General features: G+C 49.7%; 18 protein-coding genes and 1 pseudogene. 14 read left to right on the top strand and 5 right to left on the bottom strand.

Features of this window, described 5'->3' with window-relative positions:
* Window positions 1-48: 48 nt before the first annotated feature.
* Window positions 49-900, bottom strand: a complete 852-nt coding sequence (locus tag BM124_RS10950) for a lipoate--protein ligase family protein (protein ID WP_244504313.1) — start codon at window positions 898-900, stop codon at window positions 49-51.
* A gap of 180 nt (window positions 901-1,080) precedes the next feature.
* Between BM124_RS10950 and BM124_RS10945 the strand changes: the two genes are divergently transcribed.
* From BM124_RS10945 to BM124_RS10935, 3 genes are read left to right on the top strand one after another with little or no spacing between them, the layout of a single operon-like run.
* Window positions 1,081-2,439 carry an HD domain-containing protein gene (locus tag BM124_RS10945; RefSeq protein WP_093337550.1) on the top strand — a complete coding sequence of 453 codons (1,359 nt, stop codon included), beginning with the start codon at window positions 1,081-1,083 and terminating at the stop codon, window positions 2,437-2,439.
* Window positions 2,439-2,945, top strand: coding sequence for a YwgA family protein (locus BM124_RS10940; protein WP_093337548.1), 507 nt, complete (start codon window positions 2,439-2,441; stop codon window positions 2,943-2,945). The genes BM124_RS10945 and BM124_RS10940 overlap by 1 nt, the downstream gene beginning before the upstream one ends.
* 45 nt (window positions 2,946-2,990) lie before the next feature.
* Complete coding sequence (locus tag BM124_RS10935; RefSeq protein ID WP_093337547.1) at window positions 2,991-3,548, top strand: YwhD family protein; 558 nt, start codon at window positions 2,991-2,993, stop codon at window positions 3,546-3,548.
* Between the two features lie 150 nt (window positions 3,549-3,698).
* On the opposite strand, the gene BM124_RS10930 is transcribed toward BM124_RS10935, so the two are convergent.
* Window positions 3,699-5,792, bottom strand: coding sequence for a transglycosylase domain-containing protein (locus BM124_RS10930; RefSeq protein ID WP_093337544.1), 2,094 nt, complete (start codon window positions 5,790-5,792; stop codon window positions 3,699-3,701).
* Window positions 5,793-5,916: 124 nt separating this feature from the next.
* On the opposite strand from BM124_RS10930, the gene BM124_RS10925 reads away from it, so the two are divergent.
* From BM124_RS10925 to BM124_RS10915, 3 genes are all read left to right on the top strand, one after another.
* Entirely contained in the window at window positions 5,917-6,633 is a 717-nt protein-coding gene (locus BM124_RS10925) for a glycerophosphodiester phosphodiesterase (RefSeq protein WP_093337542.1), read from the top strand.
* A 151-nt stretch (window positions 6,634-6,784) separates the two neighbouring features.
* Window positions 6,785-7,909 carry a PfkB family carbohydrate kinase gene (locus tag BM124_RS10920; RefSeq protein ID WP_244504312.1) on the top strand — a complete coding sequence of 375 codons (1,125 nt, stop codon included), beginning with the start codon at window positions 6,785-6,787 and terminating at the stop codon, window positions 7,907-7,909.
* Window positions 7,906-8,823 (top strand): pseudouridine-5'-phosphate glycosidase, encoded by a 918-nt coding sequence (locus tag BM124_RS10915; protein WP_093337541.1) that lies wholly within the window; start codon window positions 7,906-7,908, stop codon window positions 8,821-8,823. The genes BM124_RS10920 and BM124_RS10915 overlap by 4 nt, the downstream gene beginning before the upstream one ends.
* Window positions 8,824-8,913: 90 nt before the next feature.
* Here BM124_RS10915 and BM124_RS10910 read toward each other — a convergent pair whose 3' ends face one another.
* On the bottom strand, window positions 8,914-10,422 hold the full coding sequence (locus BM124_RS10910) for a BCCT family transporter (protein ID WP_093337539.1): 1,509 nt from the start codon (window positions 10,420-10,422) through the stop codon (window positions 8,914-8,916).
* A 360-nt stretch (window positions 10,423-10,782) separates the two neighbouring features.
* On the opposite strand from BM124_RS10910, the gene BM124_RS10905 reads away from it, so the two are divergent.
* On the top strand, window positions 10,783-11,553 hold the full coding sequence (locus BM124_RS10905) for an SDR family NAD(P)-dependent oxidoreductase (protein ID WP_093337537.1): 771 nt from the start codon (window positions 10,783-10,785) through the stop codon (window positions 11,551-11,553).
* A 343-nt stretch (window positions 11,554-11,896) separates the two neighbouring features.
* On the opposite strand, the gene BM124_RS10900 is transcribed toward BM124_RS10905, so the two are convergent.
* Window positions 11,897-12,775 (bottom strand): ZinT family metal-binding protein, encoded by an 879-nt coding sequence (locus tag BM124_RS10900; protein ID WP_093337536.1) that lies wholly within the window; start codon window positions 12,773-12,775, stop codon window positions 11,897-11,899.
* A 244-nt stretch (window positions 12,776-13,019) separates the two neighbouring features.
* On the opposite strand from BM124_RS10900, the pseudogene BM124_RS18975 reads away from it, so the two are divergent.
* The 4 genes and pseudogenes from BM124_RS18975 to BM124_RS10880 form a co-directional block, all read left to right on the top strand.
* A pseudogene (locus BM124_RS18975) lies at window positions 13,020-13,598 on the top strand (peptide-methionine (S)-S-oxide reductase MsrA); the annotation flags it as partial.
* 156 nt (window positions 13,599-13,754) lie between these two features.
* Entirely contained in the window at window positions 13,755-14,324 is a 570-nt protein-coding gene (locus BM124_RS10890; protein WP_090926543.1) for an RNA polymerase sigma factor, read from the top strand.
* Window positions 14,314-15,105 carry an anti-sigma factor gene (locus BM124_RS10885; protein ID WP_093337533.1) on the top strand — a complete coding sequence of 264 codons (792 nt, stop codon included), beginning with the start codon at window positions 14,314-14,316 and terminating at the stop codon, window positions 15,103-15,105. Before BM124_RS10890 ends, BM124_RS10885 begins: the two co-directional genes overlap by 11 nt.
* Before the next feature lie 229 nt (window positions 15,106-15,334).
* Window positions 15,335-16,705 carry a copper amine oxidase gene (locus tag BM124_RS10880; RefSeq protein ID WP_093337531.1) on the top strand — a complete coding sequence of 457 codons (1,371 nt, stop codon included), beginning with the start codon at window positions 15,335-15,337 and terminating at the stop codon, window positions 16,703-16,705.
* On the opposite strand, the gene BM124_RS19520 is transcribed toward BM124_RS10880, so the two are convergent.
* Window positions 16,684-16,818 carry a hypothetical protein gene (locus BM124_RS19520; RefSeq protein ID WP_280139734.1) on the bottom strand — a complete coding sequence of 45 codons (135 nt, stop codon included), beginning with the start codon at window positions 16,816-16,818 and terminating at the stop codon, window positions 16,684-16,686. The genes BM124_RS10880 and BM124_RS19520 overlap by 22 nt on opposite strands.
* Before the next feature lie 333 nt (window positions 16,819-17,151).
* Here BM124_RS19520 and BM124_RS10875 point away from each other — a divergent pair, with 333 nt between their 5' ends.
* The 3 genes from BM124_RS10875 (at window position 17,152) to BM124_RS10865 (ending at window position 19,509) form a co-directional block, all read left to right on the top strand.
* Entirely contained in the window at window positions 17,152-17,799 is a 648-nt protein-coding gene (locus BM124_RS10875; RefSeq protein WP_093337529.1) for a class F sortase, read from the top strand.
* A 163-nt stretch (window positions 17,800-17,962) separates the two neighbouring features.
* Window positions 17,963-19,054 (top strand): NAD(P)/FAD-dependent oxidoreductase, encoded by a 1,092-nt coding sequence (locus BM124_RS10870; protein ID WP_170841107.1) that lies wholly within the window; start codon window positions 17,963-17,965, stop codon window positions 19,052-19,054.
* A gap of 14 nt (window positions 19,055-19,068) precedes the next feature.
* A complete protein-coding gene (locus tag BM124_RS10865; protein ID WP_244504311.1) occupies window positions 19,069-19,509 on the top strand; it encodes an OsmC family protein in 441 nt (146 codons plus the stop codon).
* The last annotated feature ends 411 nt before the right edge of the window (window positions 19,510-19,920 follow it).

Raw genomic sequence — 19,920 nt, 5'->3', positions numbered from 1 at the left:
TATCCAAAAAATGAGGCTCTCCCGAATAAAAAGGGACAGCCTCATTTTTTATGGATTCTGCTGTTTTGTTTTCCGCAGGGCTTTGTCATTTCGTTCCATGACCCGGTTCAGGTACATATCGAAGCGTTCCTGTTCATCCTCCTCCAAACGGCTTTCGTCGATAAAGGCGCCTTCGTTTTTCACGGTTGTCAGCAGGCGGTACAGGACGTCGTTTATCGTGAATGTACCGTCGTACAGTTCGGCAAGGGAGGCCATGACCTGTGGTTCAATACGGGGGGGTTCGAATGCAGGCGGGTGATCACCGCCGGCGGCCGTCTCGTAGAACTGTTTTAACAGCCGGGCCCGTTTCGCTCCGCTGCCGTGAACGGCCATGTAAATCTGAACGGCGGCGCCGCCGCGGATACGGCGCTGCGAAATACCGGCGAATTTACGCCCGTTTATACTCAGGTCATAATCACCGGGGCAGTAGGACCCTTTCACTTCATACGCGTCAATTGAAGCGGGAGCGTCCGGGAACATCCTCCGGACTGCTTCCCACATCAACTCGTAACCGCTGTGAATAGAAAACTGTTTATTTTCTTTAAAGATAAAGGACAAGTTGAAAATGCCTTCGTCCAGCACGACCGCGAGCCCTCCAGAATTCCGGACGATCACCTGGTACCCCTGTTCCCGCAGCAAGTCAATGCCATCCGCCGCTGACGGCAGGCGGCTGTCCTGAATGCCGAGCACCACAACGGGAGAATGGACCCATGCCCGCATTACGGGGGCAAGTCCTGCCCCTGCGCTGACACAGAACGTATCATCATAGGCAAAAGACTGAAGGGGATGAAAATGAAGGCCGGACCCGGCGTGGTCAATCCAGCGCCAGCGTATGCCGTGGAACATGTCATTCATATTCATGGGCTTGAACTCCGTTCTCATTGATAATAGCTCCGTAGATTATAGCATGAAACTACCGCGGTTGAAATACGGGCTGCGCTCCAGGTTTATTTTGCCATAAAAGCAGTTGGATTGGTATAATAAAGGATACTAACGTCGTGATTGGAAACAGAGCATACATAAGGGAGCGGAAAACGGCTCATGAGAGAAGGAAACCGGAAACTGCAGGAAGAAAAAGTGTTCAAAGACCCGGTTCACCGTTATATTCATATCCGGGATGAACTGATATGGGACTTGATTGGAACCCGCGAATTCCAGCGGATGCGGCGGATCCGTCAGCTCGGAACGACCTTTTTGACGTTTCACGGCGCGGAACATACCCGGTTCAACCATTCCATGGGTGTGTATGAAATCATGAGACGGATCATCGAAGTGTTTGACGGCAGACCGCACTGGCAGCAGGAAGAACGCCTTCTCTGTCTCAGCGCCGCCCTGCTTCATGATATCGGCCACGGCCCGTACTCCCATTCCTTTGAAAAAGTATTTCAGACAGACCATGAATGGTGGACAAGAAAAATTATCACCGGCGATACGGAAGTGAATCAGGTGCTTCGCCGTATGGGGGAGAATTTTCCTCAGGACGTGGCGGATGTCATTGAAAAAACATACCCCAATAAACTCGTCGTCAGCATGATTTCCAGTCAGATTGATGCGGACCGGATGGATTATCTGCAGAGGGATGCGTATTATACCGGTGTCAGTTACGGGCATTTTGACATGGAACGTATCCTGCGTGTGATGCGCCCCACCGAAGACCAGGCCGTCATTAAAAATACCGGCATGCACGCGGTCGAGGATTATATCATGAGCCGTTATCAGATGTACTGGCAGGTCTATTTTCATCCCGTGACACGAAGTGCGGAAGTGATTTTAAGTAAGATTCTGCAGCGGGTGAAAAAACTGAGGGAAAACGGATATGACTTTTTCCAGCAGCCTTATCATTTTCAGCGTTTTTTTGAAGGGACCCAGACGCTCGAAGATTATCTGTGTCTTGATGAATCGGTCATTACGTATTATTTTCAAATGTGGCAGTTTGAAGACGACAGCATTCTGCGGGATCTGTGCCAGCGTTTTCTGAACCGGCGCCTGTTCAAGTTTGTAGAATTCAGCCAAAACTTTCTGCTGAACAAATGGACAAAGCTGCAGGAGTTATTCCGGGAGGCGGGGATTGATCCGGACTATTATCTCGTGATCGATTCCTCGTCGGATCTTCCGTATGACTTCTACCGGCCGGGGGAAGAAGAAGAACGAATGCCGATCCACCTCTTAATGCCAAATGGACGGCTCCGGGAACTGTCCAGAGAGTCGGATCTGGTGGAAGCCATATCCGGAAAGAAACGCACGGATCACAAACTTTACTACCCTAAAGAATGGCTGGAAACGCCCGGTTACGAAAAGACGAAACAAGAGATCAAAGACATGCTGTTTTCCGATAATGAACAAGGTGAACCAAAGCAGCAGGCACAGGAATGGTTCAAGTATGAAGGAGGAAGTCAGTAATGCTGCCTGATCATGCAAAGTTACTCGCGTTATTGCAGGACGCCGGAGAAGTAGTCGGTCGTAAGAAGTGGCAGAAAATCGTCTATATCTGTAAGAAGCTCGAGCTTCCCCTGCAGGAGAAATATACATTTCACATGTATGGCCCGTATTCCGAAGAGCTGTCGATGAGAACGGAAGAATTGTGCAGCCTCGGATTTGTATCGGAGAGGAAGGAAACCAAAGCCGGATACTACCAATACCGGTATCAGCTCACGGAAGAAGGGAATACGTTTCTTCAGAATATGCAGTTGGACTGGCCCCGCCGGCAGGCAGAAGCGATAACAAGCCGCTTAAATGAATACAGTTCGCGCTTTTTGGAACTGGTATCGACCATGTTGTATTTTGATGATCTGCCCAAAGATGACGTGAAGGAAAAGGTTCACAAACTGAAGAAAAGCCAGAACTATTCGAATGCGGATATGGAGGAAGCCTGGGGGCTGATTGATTCTTTGAAAGAAACCATATGAACAGCGTATGATGAGAGTAGAGAATCTTTAAAAGGAGACGATTGCATGGATCTTTTCGATAACGATGACAAGAAACGTAAAAGCGGCGGCTTTAATATCCTGAGCGGGGATTCCACCGGCGGTGACGGTGGTTACGGGGCAGGAACGATGAGCCTGGACAATATGACTCCGGTTATCATTGATCCTGCCGAGGACCGGGCGTTTATTGACATGGGAGCTCTGCACGCCCGCTCGGAAATTGAAAAAAAAGTGAAATTCTCCGCCGATAAAGATGATGTTCCCGAACCGAAACTGTACTGGCTCATCTGGGTGACTGTGGATCATGTAAACGGAGAACCGTGCTACACCGGGATAGGAGCGTGTGAAACACTGGTTGAGAACTCTGACAAACGGATCCGTAAAGGATACAAAAGCATGCCGGAACACGTAAACAACATGGATAAATCGCTTAAAGGTAAACTGGTTGTGGATCATATGGATGATCATTCCAAGTATATTCTGGGCGAGTTTCTTAAAGGGTTCAATAAAGACTACTGGGATCATTCCAGCGAAGAGCTTCATCAAGCGCTGAACGCTCATTGCGGTGACGGAGAAGACAACTGATTTTTTGAACAATTTTTGAACAATCTCCAAAGCGGTTGTTCTTTTTCACCATGATGAATACACTGGAACTACACACATGCATTAAAATAAGGACCCAAAATGTGCAGGAGCGCCAACCGGCCCTTCTGCACATTTTCGTTTTAGAACATATTACGGTTGCATCCAGCGTTTGAGCCGGTCCCAGAGTTTTTCCTGCTGCCCGGGTGGCTGCTCTTCTTTCTCGTTTGGATGGTCTTCTGGATTGGCGTTTTGTCTGTTTTCGAGTTCTTCGGTGCAGGAGCGCTGCGGCTCTGTTCCTTTTTCAAAAGCGATAGTCCGGGAGGTGCCGCATTCTTCGGATGCAAGCAGTCCGGTTTCAGGATCGATCGGAGTTTTTACTATTTCTTCCGGAGAAGGGAAATCCATCTTCAGTTCATCTTCAAGTCCTTCTTCCATAAACTGTGCCCAGATTCGTTTGGAGATCTGCCCTTCTTCGGCGTGGTTCATTTTCCGGTTATCGTCGTAGCCGATCCATACACCGGCGGCAAGGCCGGGAGAAAAACCGGCCATCCAGCTGTCATGATTGGTGGAACCGCTCTTTCCGGCAAGCGGCCGGTTAAACAGATGGGCCACGGAATGGCCGGTTACCGATGTATAGGCATCCATGGACACATCAAAAACGCCTTTCATCATATCCGTGACAACATACGTTTTTTGAGGATCAAATATTTGAGTTGTTTCTGGTTCATTCTCGACAAGTACATTCCCCTCTGCATCGGTGATCTTTTTGATCAGACGCGGCTCTGCTTTTTTCCCCCCGTTTGCAAAAGGGAGGTACGCACTTGTTAACTGCAGCGGTTTTACATTCTGCGTGCCGAGGGCCAGGGACGGAATAGGAGATAAATCGGACGTAATCCCGGCTTCTTTCAATGTAGATACAAGGGTTTCCGGCCCGAGAGACATATGGGTTTTCACGGCATAAATGTTATCGGATACCGCGAGCGCTTCATACATGGGAATGAAATCATTTGCATAGATTTCGCCGTAGTTGCCGGGGGCATACGTGCGTCCCTGGCTGCCAACGGTAAACTCTGATGGTTCGCTTCGAAAAGATGTTAACGGGGTGAACCCGTCTTCCAGTGCTGCGTAGTAAAGAAATGGCTTCAGCGCAGAACCAGGAGCCCGTGCTGCATCGGCCGCCCGGTTAAAGGTGCTTTCCTCATAATTTTTCCCCCCGACCATGGCGAGGACATTCCCGGTCTCCGGATCCATGGCGACAAGTGCACCCTGGAGCTCCGAGTCTTTTGGAATTTCATTGCGGAACCACTTTTCCGCTGTTTTCTGCAGTTCGGGATCGAGTGTGGTATGAATCCGCAGGCCCCCCTGTTCCACCAGTTTAGGATCGATATCGTATTTTTGTTCCACCAGAGACTGAACGTGGTCCTGAAAATACGGGCCGACCCGGTCGTCGGATAACTGACCGGGTGGTTCCAGGGAAAGAGGGGCGTTTTCGGCATTTTCTTTTTCTTCGGCGGTAATCACGCCCGTCTGTTCCATGGCGGACAGCACAAGCTTCTGCCGCTCATGGGCCCGGTCAGGATGGGAAAACGGGGAATAATATGAAGGACCTTTCGGCAAACCGGCCAGAAGAGACGCTTGGGCAAGGGACAGGTCCTCGGCGGATGTATCAAAATAAAGGCGCGCGGCTGCTTCGATACCATAGGCGCCGTGCCCGAAATAAATCGTATTCAGATACCCTTCGAGAATGTCTTTTTTCTCATAATGTGTTTCCAGACGAAGCGCATAAAAAGCTTCCTCGAGTTTGCGTGCCCACGTTTTATCATGAGATAAAAAAAGATTCCTGGCGTACTGCTGGGTTATCGTGCTTCCACCCTGTGCTTTGGAAAAGGTTCTTATGTTTACAGCTGCGGCGGACACAATACGGGTTAGGTCAAACCCATTGTGTTCATAAAATTCATCATCTTCCACCGCCACCGACGCCTGCACAAGATGCGGGGAGATGTCTTCAAGATTTACCCAATACCGCTGTTTTCCATTATGGTGTTCTCCGATGACCGATTGATCGGCCCCGTAGACAACGGTGGATTGATCGACATGGATTGGCGGCGGCTGAAGCAGATAAGCAGAGCCTGCGGCCGCTAATATACCGATCATGCCGATAATACCTGCAAGCAGCATCAATCGGATCAACAGCCGGATGATGCCCGGTCGCTGCCGGCCGCTTCGGCTCACTGCTGTGTTCATTGGTTTCCCCTCCTGAAATAAAACTCCTGTTTGTTCCCATTGTTGGTTAAATCATTTTCATGTAAACACGAAGGCGGAAATTTTTTGTATACTGGAAGGAGAAGAGGAAAGAGGGGTTCTGGAAATGGTACAGTGCATTGCTCACCGGGGATGGTCGGGAAAGGCTCCGGAAAATACACTCGCTGCGTTTGAGCTGGCATGGAATTCCCCGGATGTGGACGGAATTGAACTGGATGTCCACCTGTCGCGCGATAACGTACCGGTCGTGATTCATGATCAGACGGTGAAGCGCACCACCAATGGAAAAGGAGCGGTGCGGGATTACACCGTCAATGAACTGAAGGCTCTCGATGCCGGGTCCTGGTTCGATGAACGATTTGCAGGCGAACAGATACCGACACTGGAAGATGTTCTCCGGCGGATCAACCGCAGACAGACGCTGACGATAGAGCTGAAACAGCGGAGGAACATATACCCGGGTCTTGAAGAGAAGGTCGTACGCCTCCTTCATAAGTACGAGCTGACAGGATCCACGCTGGTCGGCTCGTTCGATCACACAGCGGTGAAAAAAATCAAACAGATGGATGCCGTGGTACAAACCGGCCTGATTTTCATGAACCGGCCGGTTATTCCGCTTGAGCAGATGGAAGATGCCGGCGCGGAATGCATGATGCTTTATCATGAAATGGCAGGGCAGGGCATTGTGGATCTGATGCTGTATAACGGCTACAGGGTGAATGTATGGACAGTTAACAAAAAGTCCGCCGTGGAACGGCTGTGTCTTCTGTCCCAGGAACTTGTCATCACGACCAACCATCCTGATATCGTTCGACTGAAATAATAAAAGACCTCGCAGAGCCGGCGTTTTCCACCGCATGGAAACCCCGGCTCTATTTTAATGGGAAAACGAGTTGACGGTCTGCGGGAGAGTGTGTAAAATGGATTTAAACAAAAGTTTTATTTTAAAAACACATGTTTAAAGAGGTGAAGATATGCCCGCCTACAATAATAGAGAGCCGATGACGGAAAAAGAAAAACAGGTTTTCACGCGCATCAAAGATGATCCTTATGTGTCCCAGCTTGATCTGGCTGAAGCGGTTGGACTCTCAAGACCCGCCGTGGCCAATATCATATCCGGTCTCGTCCGGAAAAGCTATATTCTTGGCAAAGCTTATGTTATCAATGAAACGAGGCCGGTCGTATGCATAGGAGCAGCGAACGTGGACCGGAAATATCATGTGAAAGAAACCCTGCAGTGGGGGACGTCGAACCCGATTATATCGACAGAGAGTGCAGGTGGTGTGGCACGGAATCTGGCAGAAAATCTCGGCCGGCTGGAGAAGGAAACCACACTGCTCACGACAGCCGGGATGGATGCGGACTGGATCACGCTGCAGGAGGCGTCAGCCGGTTATATGAACATGGACCATGCCGCCGTGCTTCATGAAAAAACAACGGGCTCTTATACAGCGGTTCTGGACGAGCAAGGCAGTATGACGCTCGCTTTTGCGGATATGGAGATTTATGAGTCCATCACTCCGGAATATATCCGGTCCAATGAGCGTGTACTGCAGCAGGCCGGCGGTATAGCCGCTGACTTGAACTGCCCCGCAGAAACACTGGAAGTCATCCGTCAGAAAGCCCTTGAATATCAAGTGCCTCTCATGCTTACCGCGGTATCCGCTCCCAAAATGCAGCGGCTTCCGGAAAGGCTGGAAGGAGTAACGTGGCTTGTGACAAACAAAGATGAATCCGAAGCGGCGCTTGGCGTGTCCATTGAGAGCGGGGAAGACTGGAGAAACGCAGCTTCCGAGTGGTTGGAAAAAGGTGCCGCCCACGTCGTCATTACCGGTGGAGGTCTCGGCGCTGTGATAGGAAGTACGGCTTCCGGTATTTTTCATCTTCCGTCAGAGCCGGTGGAGAAGATCGCGGATGTGACGGGGGCCGGTGATGCTTTCTGTGCCGCCCTGTTTTATGCCTGGCTTGAAGGATGGGACGTGAAATCAGCTGCAGAAGCGGGAATGATACAGGCGGCCGCGGTATTAACATCAGACACAGCCGGCAAAGAGACGATGACGGCAGATTGGTTAAACAAAAGAATGGAGGAGAGATCATGAATACATTTATAACATTGTCCGACGAAGTACGTACCGCGCGGGAGGAGAAAAAGCCGGTTGTGGCGCTTGAATCGACGATTATTTCCCACGGCATGCCGTATCCGCAGAATGTTCAGACGGCACGGGACGTAGAACAGATTATCCGGGACCAAGGTGCGGTACCCGCTACGATCGCACTGCTTGATGGGCAGATTAAAATCGGGCTTAGTGATGAGGAGCTGGATATTCTTGCCCGCTCCGAAGACGTAGCGAAGGCCTCCCGGAAAGACCTTCCGTATTTGGCGGCTGCGGGAAAGCACGGGGCGACCACAGTGGCTGCCACGATGATATGTGCAGCCATGGCGGATATCCCTGTTTTTGTGACCGGCGGCATCGGTGGTGTCCACCGGGGTGCCGAATATTCCATGGACATTTCCGCTGACCTGGAAGAGCTGGCCCGCACCAACGTAGCCGTCATCTGTTCCGGTGCAAAATCCATTCTGGATCTCGGTTTGACGATGGAATACCTGGAAACCAAGGGTGTCCCGGTGATGGGATATAAAACAGAACAGCTTCCTGCTTTTTTCACGCGTTCCAGTGACTACCCTGTCCACTTCCGGGTGGATGAAGCAGAGGAGGCGGCAGCCACCCTTCATGCCAAATGGGGGATGAACATGGAAGGCGGAGCGGTCATCGCGAATCCGATACCGGGAGAATACGCCATGGATGAAGAAGTCATTTCGGGAGTTATTGAGGAGGCGGTGCAGGAAGCCGGGAACCTCGGGATTACAGGGAAAGATGTCACGCCGTTTCTGCTGCAGAAAATACAGGAATCCACCGGAGGGCAGAGTCTGGACGCTAACATTGCCCTTGTGAAGAGCAACGCGGAAGTCGGCGCGGCTATTGCCGTGTCGCTGAATAAAAAACAGTCCTGATTAAGTGAACAAGCGGGCCATGCCTCTTTCAACAGAGGCATGGCCCGCTTGTTTTGTTGGGTGGTCATCTTATTTATCCATGGATCCTTATTATGTCGCTTTTTCCTCTTTTTCCTTCTGCCGCCTTCGTTCTTCCCGCACGGTTTTGAAGAAGGAACCCCCCATCAGAAGAACGACGATGGAAAACGGGAGGGCGGCAATGATTAAGGTATTCTGCAGCCCCTGGGTTCCGCCGTAGTACATGACCACAGCGGCGACAAAAGACATTGCCACACCCCATGAAATTTTCACCAGGCCGGCCGGTTCAATCGATCCGTTTGTCGACAGCATGCCGAGCACAAAGGTCGCAGAGTCGGCGGAAGTGATAAAGAAAATGGCGATGACGACAAGAGTCACGATCGACATGACAAACCCGAGCGGATATTCCTGAAGTACCGCGAACGTCGCTGTTTCCATCGGATACTGGGAAATCTCGGCAATGCCGTTCTGTTCCAGGTTCAGCGCGGAAACACCGAACACCGAAAAGAAGATAAAGCATACAACAGATGGCACAAAGAGAACGCCGAGCATAAATTCCTTGATGGAACGGCCTTTGGAAATTCGGGCAATAAAGATGCCCACAAACGGTGACCAGGAAATCCACCAGGCCCAGTAGAAAATCGTCCAAGCATCGATCCAGCCCCGAGTGCCGTCATCAAGCGGAGCACTCCGGAAGCTCATGTGAAAGAAGTCTGACAGGTAGTTTCCGGTTGTGCTCGTGAACATGTCCAGAATATAAAGCGTCGGACCGACAATGAAAAGCGTGATCAGCAGGAGGAATCCAAGCCACATGTTAATGTTACTCATATGTTTGATTCCTTTACTGATACCGGACCAGGCCGAAATGATAAACAGTACAGTGGCAACGACAAGCACGATAATCTGCACCGTAAATGTATTCGGTGTATTAAAGAGAAACGCCATGCCTTCGTTGATCTGTGCAGTTCCAAAGCCAAGCGTGGATGCCACCCCAAGGACGGTCGCAAAAACAGCCAGTGCGTCAATCAGGATGCCTGGCAGGCCGCGCATGCTTTTTTCACCTAGAAGGGGAATAAGGGTTGCACTTATAAGCCCCGGGTATCCGCGGTGGAACTTAAAATAGGCAAGGGCCAGAGCGACGATGGCATAAACGGCCCAGGCATGAATCCCCCAGTGGAAAAAGGAATACTGCAGCGATTCACGGATAGCCTGCTGGGACCCGGTTTCTGCTTCAGGCGAGTTCACAAAGGCGTGCGAGATCGGTTCTGCGGTTGTCCAGAATACCATCCCCATACCCATTCCGGCACTGAAAAGCATCGCAAACCAGGTAGGCAGTTTGAATTCAGGTTCGGCGTCATCACTCCCAAGTTTTATTCGTCCGTATGGAGAGAAAATTAAGTATACACAAAACCCTAGTATGAAGACGACAATAATTAAGTAATACCATCCAAACCCTGTAGAAAAGGCTGATGTCAACGTGTTTGTTACACCTTGCAGCTGACCCGGCGATACAGCACCCCAAATAACCAGGGCAGCACAAAGCGCAATCGAAATCCAAAATACCGGCGTTACATGTTTCACACTTTCACCTCTCCCTTTCATCAATATTTTATTTTTTGGAACGTTCCGGAGCTTCTCTCAAAAAATAGATCATCAAACATATGTAGATAAGCATGCAAATCCATGTTGTGTATGCAATAATTGTTATCGTAATAATAACCCGTTCACTTTTCAACACCCCTCATTCCCTTGAAACCGGGATAAAAACTCTCCAAGTACGCTCATGAAGGGGGATTCATAAATTTAAAAAAGTTAAATATTTTTTTTACGAAATGAATAATAACTCTTTAGGTGACGAATCAATGACAGATTAATTTCGATATAGACACACGGATGTTATAATGATAATGTAATCAATTTTTCAGGAAAGAAGGATATGGAATGTCATACGAAGGAAAAAGTGTCATTGTTACCGGCGCCGCTGGTGGAATTGGTTCCGCTTTTGCGAAAATGGTCGCAGCGGAAGGAGCAAAATTAACATTGGTTGATATGAATCAAGAGGCACTGGAACGCACAGCAGAAGCTCTTGATCATGAAGATGTGCAGGTGGTGGCTGCCGATGTTACAAAAGAAGAAGATACCGCTCATTACGTTCAGCAGGCCAAAGAGGTTTACGGCTCTGTTGATGTATTTGTAAACAATGCCGGTATTAATGGAGAATTCGCCAATCTGCAGGACCAAACCATGGAGAACCTGGAGAACGTTTTAGGTGTGAACGTGAAAGGTGTTTTCGCGGGATTAAAATATGTGATGAAAGAAATGACCGCTCAGGGAAGCGGAGCCATTGTCAATCTTGCTTCTAATGGCGGCCTTTTAGGTGCACCGGGTATGGGGCCTTACGTGGCGTCCAAGCATGCGGTGGTTGGATTAACCAAAACGGCAGCCCTGGAAGGAGCCGATCATGGTGTTCGTGTGAATGCTGTCGCGCCGTCCGGTGTCGACACGCAGATGATGCGTTCGATTGAATCCAATGCCAGCCCGGATGACACGGCATCCGCCAGAAGCCAGTTCGAAGCTAGTGTGCCGATGAACCGGTATGCTGAACCAGAAGAAATTGCCGATTTAATTCACTTCCTCGGGTCGGAGCGTGCTTCGTTTATTTCCGGGACCTATTACCGCATTGACGGTGCTCAAGGCGCGACTTCCGTTTAATCGTACAAACGTCAATAACTAATGATCATAGAAGCCTGCGGCAGCTTATCTTCCGCAGGTTTTTTATATGCAGAGAAGGGTGTGGAAGATCATTGTGTCGGCAGGATGTCTGAAAAGGGGAGCATACCAGCCAAACTCTGCCGTTTACATGCCAAATAGTGTGATTTACGAGCCAAATTAAAGGCAGTACCAGCCGAATCTTATCTTACAGGCCAAATATGCTCATTTACAAGCCAAGTAAGAAGAAATACCTGCTGAATGTGCGGCTTTAGCAGCCAACGCAAAAAAAGACGGAGCGGGAAACTAATCCCGCTCCGCTCCGTTTCTTACTTGAATCCACCTTCTAGTGTGCTTTCATTTCCTGGACAATTTCCTCCCCGCTTAAATCAGACGGATAATACGTAGGCCAGTTGGTTACTTCGTCAAGCAGCGCCTGGCGGTCGTCTCCCCAGTAAAGGTGGAAGTGGTAGGCATCTTTCGGGGCAATCCCGTGGTCACTGAACTGGATATAGCCGGGAGCCTCACTGGAGTCCCCTTCTTTCTTAAAAATATAGCGGACTCCACGGTTGCCGGCCTCGTATTCCAGAATTTCGTAGCCGTCGTAGGCATAATCCGCGGACATTTCTTCCCCGTTTTTATAGAACGTGACAGTTTGTCCTTCAATAACAATCCGGTTCACGTCTGTTTTGTATCCTTTGGTGTAGTATTCCTTATACCCTTCAGCTGTTCTTTCTCCTTCTTCTGCCTTATGGGAGAATACTTCATCAAGAGTGCCGTCCTGCAGGTAAGGATAAACCGACTGCCAGTCTCCTTCCCAATCGGACAGGGAGCGGTCTTTTACCTGGCTGTCTTCAAACCAGCCATTGTAAATCTGCTGTTCCTCTTCACTCATGCTGTGGCTGTGCCCGTCTCCGTGGCTGTGATTATGTGCCTCACCTTCACCATGACTGTGGTTATGACTGTGATCGTGGTTGTGGGAATGTTCTTCAGATGACGATCCACTTTCGGAACTCTGCCCCTTTGATGCGGATGATTCTGACGAATCGGAAGAATTGGAAGATTCACTTTCTTCTGAACTTCCGGATGTCTGTTTTGTTTCAGCAGACTCTGTTGATTCAGACCCCGATGCTGACTCTCCACTTGAATCGGATCCTTGTCCGCAGCCTGCCAGAATAAAACCGACAGCGAACACAAACAAAGCGCACTTAAGTAGTGTTTTCATAGAAACACGTCCCCCTTCATTTAAATCGTAATAGTTACGATTTAAATTTTATCTATACCTGGTGGTAAATGCAAGAGTAGATTTATAGTTTTTGTGAAAAAACGTTTCATGCATGGAAAAGAAAAGCCGCGGAACCGTTTTTGCATTGCGAAGTGCAGTCCTTTAAACTGAAAGGATAATCATGTACAAGGGGGAGACAACCATGGAAACCGCAGTATTTGGACTCGGTTGATTCTGGGGACCTGATGCCCAGTTTGGGCAGCTTCAAGGAGTATACCGCACACGGACCGGCTTTTCGGGTGGAACCACGCCGGAACCAACGTACAGGAAGATAGGGGATCATACGGAATCCCTTGAGATTAAGTTTGACTCTTCCATTATCAGTTATGACGAACTGCTGGACCTTTTCTGGCAGAATCATAATCCCACGATGAAAAGTCCGTTCGGAAAACGCCAGTATATGTCACTGTTGATGTATGATAATAACGAGCAGCAAGAAAAAGCACTGGCTTCCAAAGCAGAACTGGAAAAAGAGCTGGGTGAAACGGTACAGACAGAAATCAAGGCACGGAGCACCTTTTATACAGCGGAAAATTATCATCAGAAATATTTCCTGCGCCGGTATAAAAAGGCGGTGCAGACCCTCTCTGCGTTGTATCCCGATGAAGCATCGTTCCGGGATTCGACGGTGACGGCAAGACTCAATGGTTTCGTAAGGGGACGTTCTTCCATGAAGGAACTGAAACGTGAAATCGAAAGCTGGGGATGGAGTCCGGAACAGATAGACCGGACATTTCAGGTACTGGATGCGGTCCGCTGGTAATTATTTACACCATTATCTTTATATATGGCGGCACAAAGGGAATAACAATAGAAACTGATTCTTTTGGAGGAAATGTCAGGCATTATACATCCAATCCCTTCATTTTAACGTTAACTGGATGAATGGTTCTCCAGAGGCGTCAAAGGAGATACGTATATGAACAAACCGACCGATAAGGAGTTGTATGACCGCATCCGGGAGCGGGACCGGGAAGCGCTTGAAATGCTGTATGACAGATACGAGAGGCTTCTTTATTCCTTTGCTTTTCGAATGACAAACGATTCGCAGGCTTCTGAAGAAGTGATGCAGGACGTGTTTTTGAAGCTGTGGAAGGACAAAGGATCCGGGCAGTACAGGGAGGAAAAGGGGAAGTTTTCAAGCTGGCTGCTTACTGTGACCCGCAATGCGTCCATCGACCGCAACCGCAAAAACAAGACGCAGGAAGTGGAGTGGGAGGAGCGGGATTCCCGCCATGAAGAGATGCCCGGAGTGGAACAGGAAATCGAAAGCAAAGAAGAGCGTGATGAACTGCAAAGCGCCATTCACACGCTGCCGGATGCCCAGCAGCGCATGATCTGCCTGTTTTATTTTCAAGGGTATTCCCAGCAGGAAATCTCGAATGCCTGTGATATTCCACTCGGCACGGTGAAAGGAAGAATCCGGCTGGCTTTACAGAAACTAAAAGAAAATCTGGCGGAAGAAAGGGGGATCGACCATGGAAAATAAAACATGCCATCATCTTATCGATTACATCAATGACCGGCTGACCGAAGAAGAAAAACAGGCATTTGAACAGCACCTTCAGGAATGTGAAACGTGCCGTGAAGAGCTTCAGGAAATCGAAGACGCCGCGGGAGATACTGCGTTTCACGTGAAACAGGTCGATCCGCCTGATGGTTTAAAAGGCAGGGTTCTTGGTCATGTTCTGGAAGAAGACCAACAAGAAGAACCTGCACGTGTCACCGCCAAAAAAACGTGGAGCGGGACGAAAACGGCGGGAGTGGCGCTTGCTGCCGGTCTCCTTCTTTCGCTCGGTATGAATATTTATACGACGTCCCAGCTTCAAAACCTTTCGTCGGAGAATCAGGAACTCGAGCAGGAGTTATCGGATACCCGGACCGCTCTGTCGGATCTTCAGGACGAAGAAAGCGGCACATCCCCCGGTACCCAGGATTCGATTCAGACAGCGACATTTCTCCCGTCAGATGAGGGACAAAGCGGGGGGACGGCTGCGCTTGTGGAACAAAACGAATCGGCCGAACTTCTTGTTCAGGCACAGAACCTGGAAGCACTGACGAATGAGGAAGTGTATCAGGTATGGCTGTTTGAAGATGGTACACCTGTGCCGGCCGGATCCTTTACGACAAATGAAGCAGGAGCCGGCGGTGTATTGTATAAACTGGAAAACAGGCAGGGTGACTGGGATGCGGTAGCTGTATCGAAAGAACCGCAGCCGGGTAATGAACAGCCCCAGGGCGAAGTAGTCATGCAGGCCGAATGGTCCTGACAGCTCTCTGTATTTCTATCATAATCTAAAAAAGGTGCTAATTTGAAAAGACGGAGTACGGGAAGATAGCCCCGCTCCGTCTTTTTTATTCGATACTTCTTATTAATGGATTTTCACCCTGCCGATCTGGAACAGAATACCGCCGCAGAAAAAATTTTTAAATAATTATGATCCAATTTCCCTTTTGCTGCGTTAGCTCAATGAAACCATTTTAAAGGAGTGATGGAAGATGAATCTGAAACGAACGATGACAGCGATTCCGTTAGCGGCAGCTATCATGGTGCCGGCCGCTCCAGGGTTAGCAGCGGAGCCGGCGGAAGAAGGAAAAACAGGAGCCAAAGCTGAAGAAATGGGGCCGTCCGTATCGACACCGGCCGCGGATCTGCGGGCGACGTTGGACCAGTATTTGTCCGAACATGCTTACCTGGCCGTAGTCACGATGCAAAAAGGCATAGACGGCGCGGAAGATTTTGACGCCGCCGCTTCGGCGCTGGAAGAGAATACAGAAGATTTAACCGGTGCCATCTCTTCTGTGTACGGGGAAGAAGCCGGGGAACAGTTTAACAACATGTGGTCGGAACACATTGGTTATTTTGTGGATTACGTGAACGCCGCGGCAGAAGATAATGACATGGCGCAGAAGGAAGCATTGAACGCGCTGGATAATTACCGCGCGGATTTCTCGGAGTTTCTGGAGACAGCAACCAACGAAAGACTTGAAGCATCGGCTCTCGCCGAAGGGCTGCAGATGCATGTGAACCAGTTGATCGGTTCATTTGATAACTATGAAGCGGGCAATTATGAAGAAGCGTACAGTGATCTCCGCGCCAGCATGGAGCATATGTACGGGGTAGGAAAAGGGTTGTCCACCGCTGTAACGAATCAGTTTCCTGAAGATTTCGGAAATACAAGCCCAGCCACTCCGGCTGCAGATCTTCGGGCAGGCTTGAATCATACCCTTTCTGAACACGCTGCTCTGGCTGTTCTTGCGATGCAGAAAGGCGGAGACGGCGCGGAAGATTTTGAAAACGCGGCCGCCGCACTTCAGGGCAATACAGAGGATCTTGCTGCCCAGATCGGTTCGGTATACGGGAAACAGGCGCAGGAAGATTTTAAAATGATGTGGGAAGAGCACATCGGGTATTTTGTTGATTATGTTGAGGCAGCAGGAGCAGGCGATGAAGAAGCAAAAGAACAGGCACTGTCCAATCTGGATGAATACAGAATGGAGTTTTCCAAGTTTCTGGAGACAGCGACAGAAGGAGAATTGAATGCAGATAACCTGGCGCAGGGACTGCAGATGCACGTCGATCAACTGACCGGCTCGTTTGACAGTTATATGGCCGGAGACTATGAGATGGCTTATGATCAGATGAGAGAAGCCTATGGCCACATGTTTGGCGTGGGAGAGGGTCTGTCCGGAGCGATTGTGAGCCAGCACCCTTCTGATTTTGAAACAGATATGCCGTCTGAAATGCCGAAAACAGGTATGGGCGGAACGAGCGACTCATCCGGGACAGGCGCATGGATGATGGCCTGGAGTTCTATGATTGTCGTATCCGCCGGCCTCTTTATCGGTTACCGCCGGAAAAAGGCGTAATAAACAGCTGAAAAGGGAGTTGTATCAAATGGTACAGCTCCCTTTTCATCATAGGCAGGAGTGGAAGGCGGCGTCTCCAGAGGGAACAAGGCGCAGCCCGTGGATACTACCATCGAAAAATAATAACGTATTGTCCACGGATCACCGTTTGGTGGACACTACGCCGCTGAAATCAGGAGGTAGTGGGTGCCGGCGGAAACCCAATGGACAATATCTGCCGGCTGAGAGTCTTAGTATCCCCCGATTCTACTTCCATGGACACTATGTATGCTATGGGGCGATTTAGTGTCCGCGGAGCCGCTCCGTGCCGGTACAACCGCTGCCCAGCTCCAGATGCCACGCTTGTACGTTGGAGAAAAAGCACCCGTCTACAGCACATGCCCCACATGTCAGCGAAGAACTTTTGACTTTTAACACAGGTCTGTTCTTTCTAAAGGAGGTGTACGATGAAACAGATCATGGGTATTTTCCTGCTGCTTTTTCTGCTGGCCGGCTGTACAAACACCGTGACCGAAAACACCGGTGGAATGCAGCAGTCAGCAGAGCAGGATTCACAAACAACAGAGCAAACCTCGCTTTCCGACACATTTCAAGCCAGTACGGCAGAAGAAACGGATGAAAAGAAGAAACAGGGAATCATACCAGCTGCAGTGAATATCCCGGCGATTTCGGTGGAAGCAGCGGTTAACAAGGTCGGCCGTCTTCCGAGCGGCAAAATGGGGGAGCCGGAAAATGTAGAAGACGTGGGCTGGTACGGGCCTGGTTACCGTCCCGGAGAGCAGGGGAGTGCTGTTCTTGCCGGACACGTAGACAGTAAAACAGGTCCTGCGGTTTTCTTTGAACTGGAAAAACTAAAAGCAGGGGATGAGATCATCGTAAGGGGAAACAATGGAGAACAGGAGACATTCATTGTTCAAAACCAAAAAAGTTATGATCGCAGCGATGCTCCCGTGGAAGAAATATTTGGGTGGTCGTATCGAAGACAGCTGAAATTAATTACCTGCACGGGCGAATTTAATGAAAATGCCGGCACGCACGAAAAGAGACTTGTCGTATACGCCGTCCATAAAGAAGATACGACGGGCGCCTCCTGATGCGGAGGCCTCCTTTTTGGGGTGCCCCCGCAGCCTCTTGTTTATAACGGGAAAGGTGTATGTTTGCCTATTGTCGAAAAGAGGAAGATAGGCAGTAGATACTTACATTTGCAGGGCAGTCATTCCACTTTGTGCGTTTGACTGGAAAAAGGAGGAGCACATAGTGAGTAACCAAGTCTTATTTGTGGGAGCGGGATATGCCAATCTCTCTGTTCTGAAAAATTGGAAAAAAAACACCCCGAAAGACACGGAATGGACGTTGATTTCGCCATCAAGGTATAAATATTTTCCCGAAATGACAGGGTTGTATATGGAGGATCAGTACAGCCTGGAAGATATCCGTGTCGATCTGGCGGAATTCTGCCACAGAAACGGCGGGCGTTTTCTGGAAGAAAAAGTGACCGCTGTGGACCGGGACCGGAAAACGGTTTTAACCGAGAGCGGCAAGTCGCTTTCGTATGATCTTTTATCCGCCGGAATGGGACTGCGTCAGGAGACTGGAACCGTTCCGGGGGTGCGTGATCATGCTTTGTTTTTGAATCCGCATGAAGAAATTCCAATGACAGCGGCGAGCATGCAGTACACAGAATATCCTGTTGTGGCCGGCGGCGGTGCTTTCGGCGTAGAGTTTGCTTTATCGCTGCAGGCATGGCGCAGGGCGAATCGTAAGAAGACACCGGTGACCCTTATCACAAGCGGTCCCGTTCTTCCGGAAGAGAACAAAGATGTACGGGACAACGTGAGAGATCTGCTTGATGAGCGGGGACTGCTCCTTTATGAAAACATGCCGGTGGAGCGGATCGATGCAGATGTCATATACGCCGGAAGCAGAGTGCTGCCATATGGTCAGGTGCTCTGGCTGGATGGAGCAAAACCGCCGCTCATCTTTGATTATGCGGATCTGCCGGTGGACGATAAAGGATATCTGCTTCTTTCTTCCACGCTGCAGACGGTCGGCAGTCCGGATATTTTCGGAAGCGGCGCCGGAACGGTGCTGCAGGAGGAAGTGAATACGTCCAAAGACAGCATAACGGCATTTCAGGAGGCAAAAGTACTGGAGGAAAACCTCGATCGTATGCTGCGCGGCAAAACAAAGCTCAAAACGTTCAAGCCGCCGAAGAAAGAATCGCTTGTATTGAATATGGGGCACAGGACAGGCTTCTACCGCCGCGGCAGCAAGACGTATATCAGCAGGCAGGCCTGGAGAGAAAAGAAAAAGCTGGATAAATATATTATGAAAGAAATTCGTTCTTAAAGGAGGAAATAAGAGTGGCGCAGCACATGAATTTTCACATCAGTAGTGAATCCGAAAACATGAAAACCGTGGCAGAATCGGGAAAGCACCGCATTGAAATTGACGAACCGCAGAGTCTGGGCGGAAACGACACTGCCCCGGATCCTCTGACGACGATGCTCGGGTCTCTTGCCGGCTGCGAAAACGTCGTCGCAAACTTCGTGGCGAAAGAGCTGGATTTTGACCTGCAGGGGCTGACCTTTGATATCTCGGGTGATATTGATCCGCGCGGCATGCAGGGTGTCGAAGGGGTGCGGCCGTATTTTCAGACGGTCACCGTCCACGCCAAAGTGACAACGAGTGAGTCAGAGGAACGCGTCCAGGAGCTGAAGCGTTTGACCGACGCGCGCTGCCCCGTGTTCACAACACTTGAAGCCGCGGGTGTGGAACTGAATACCACCTGGGAAAAAGCATAGACAATTGGTATATGTATCACGACCCGGACGACAGTTGGAGACCGCAGCGTCCGGGTTTTTGTGTGTTTGTGGTGCAGTCGTACTGTGCTTGCCGCCACACATTCCACCGTCATCCCGCATTGTGTAGGTTAGTTGGTGTCTAAGCCCCACTGGTTTACTGCGCGAAAAAGGAACCGATAGAGCGCTTCTACGATTTACATGCTGCCGGGCGGAGAGAAAAAGTGGAGGTTAGAGACAAATTGGATAGGAAAATGTCCGGTAAAAATTTTTACTGGACATTCTGCGTGGAGAACTGTCCGTTATTCCGGGATTATGGCACTAGTCTTGCAAACAACTTCCTTATAGTATCATTTATGGGTTATTTTTCATTTACAAGCCTAAAAAAATCTCCTATTGTAGAGGGATAGACTT

The organism is Salibacterium halotolerans (assembly GCF_900115625.1).
Taxonomy (GTDB): domain Bacteria; phylum Bacillota; class Bacilli; order Bacillales; family Marinococcaceae; genus Salibacterium; species Salibacterium halotolerans.
The sequence above is the reverse complement of the archived record's forward strand: the minus strand, read 5'-3'. Positions and strand labels throughout refer to the sequence as shown.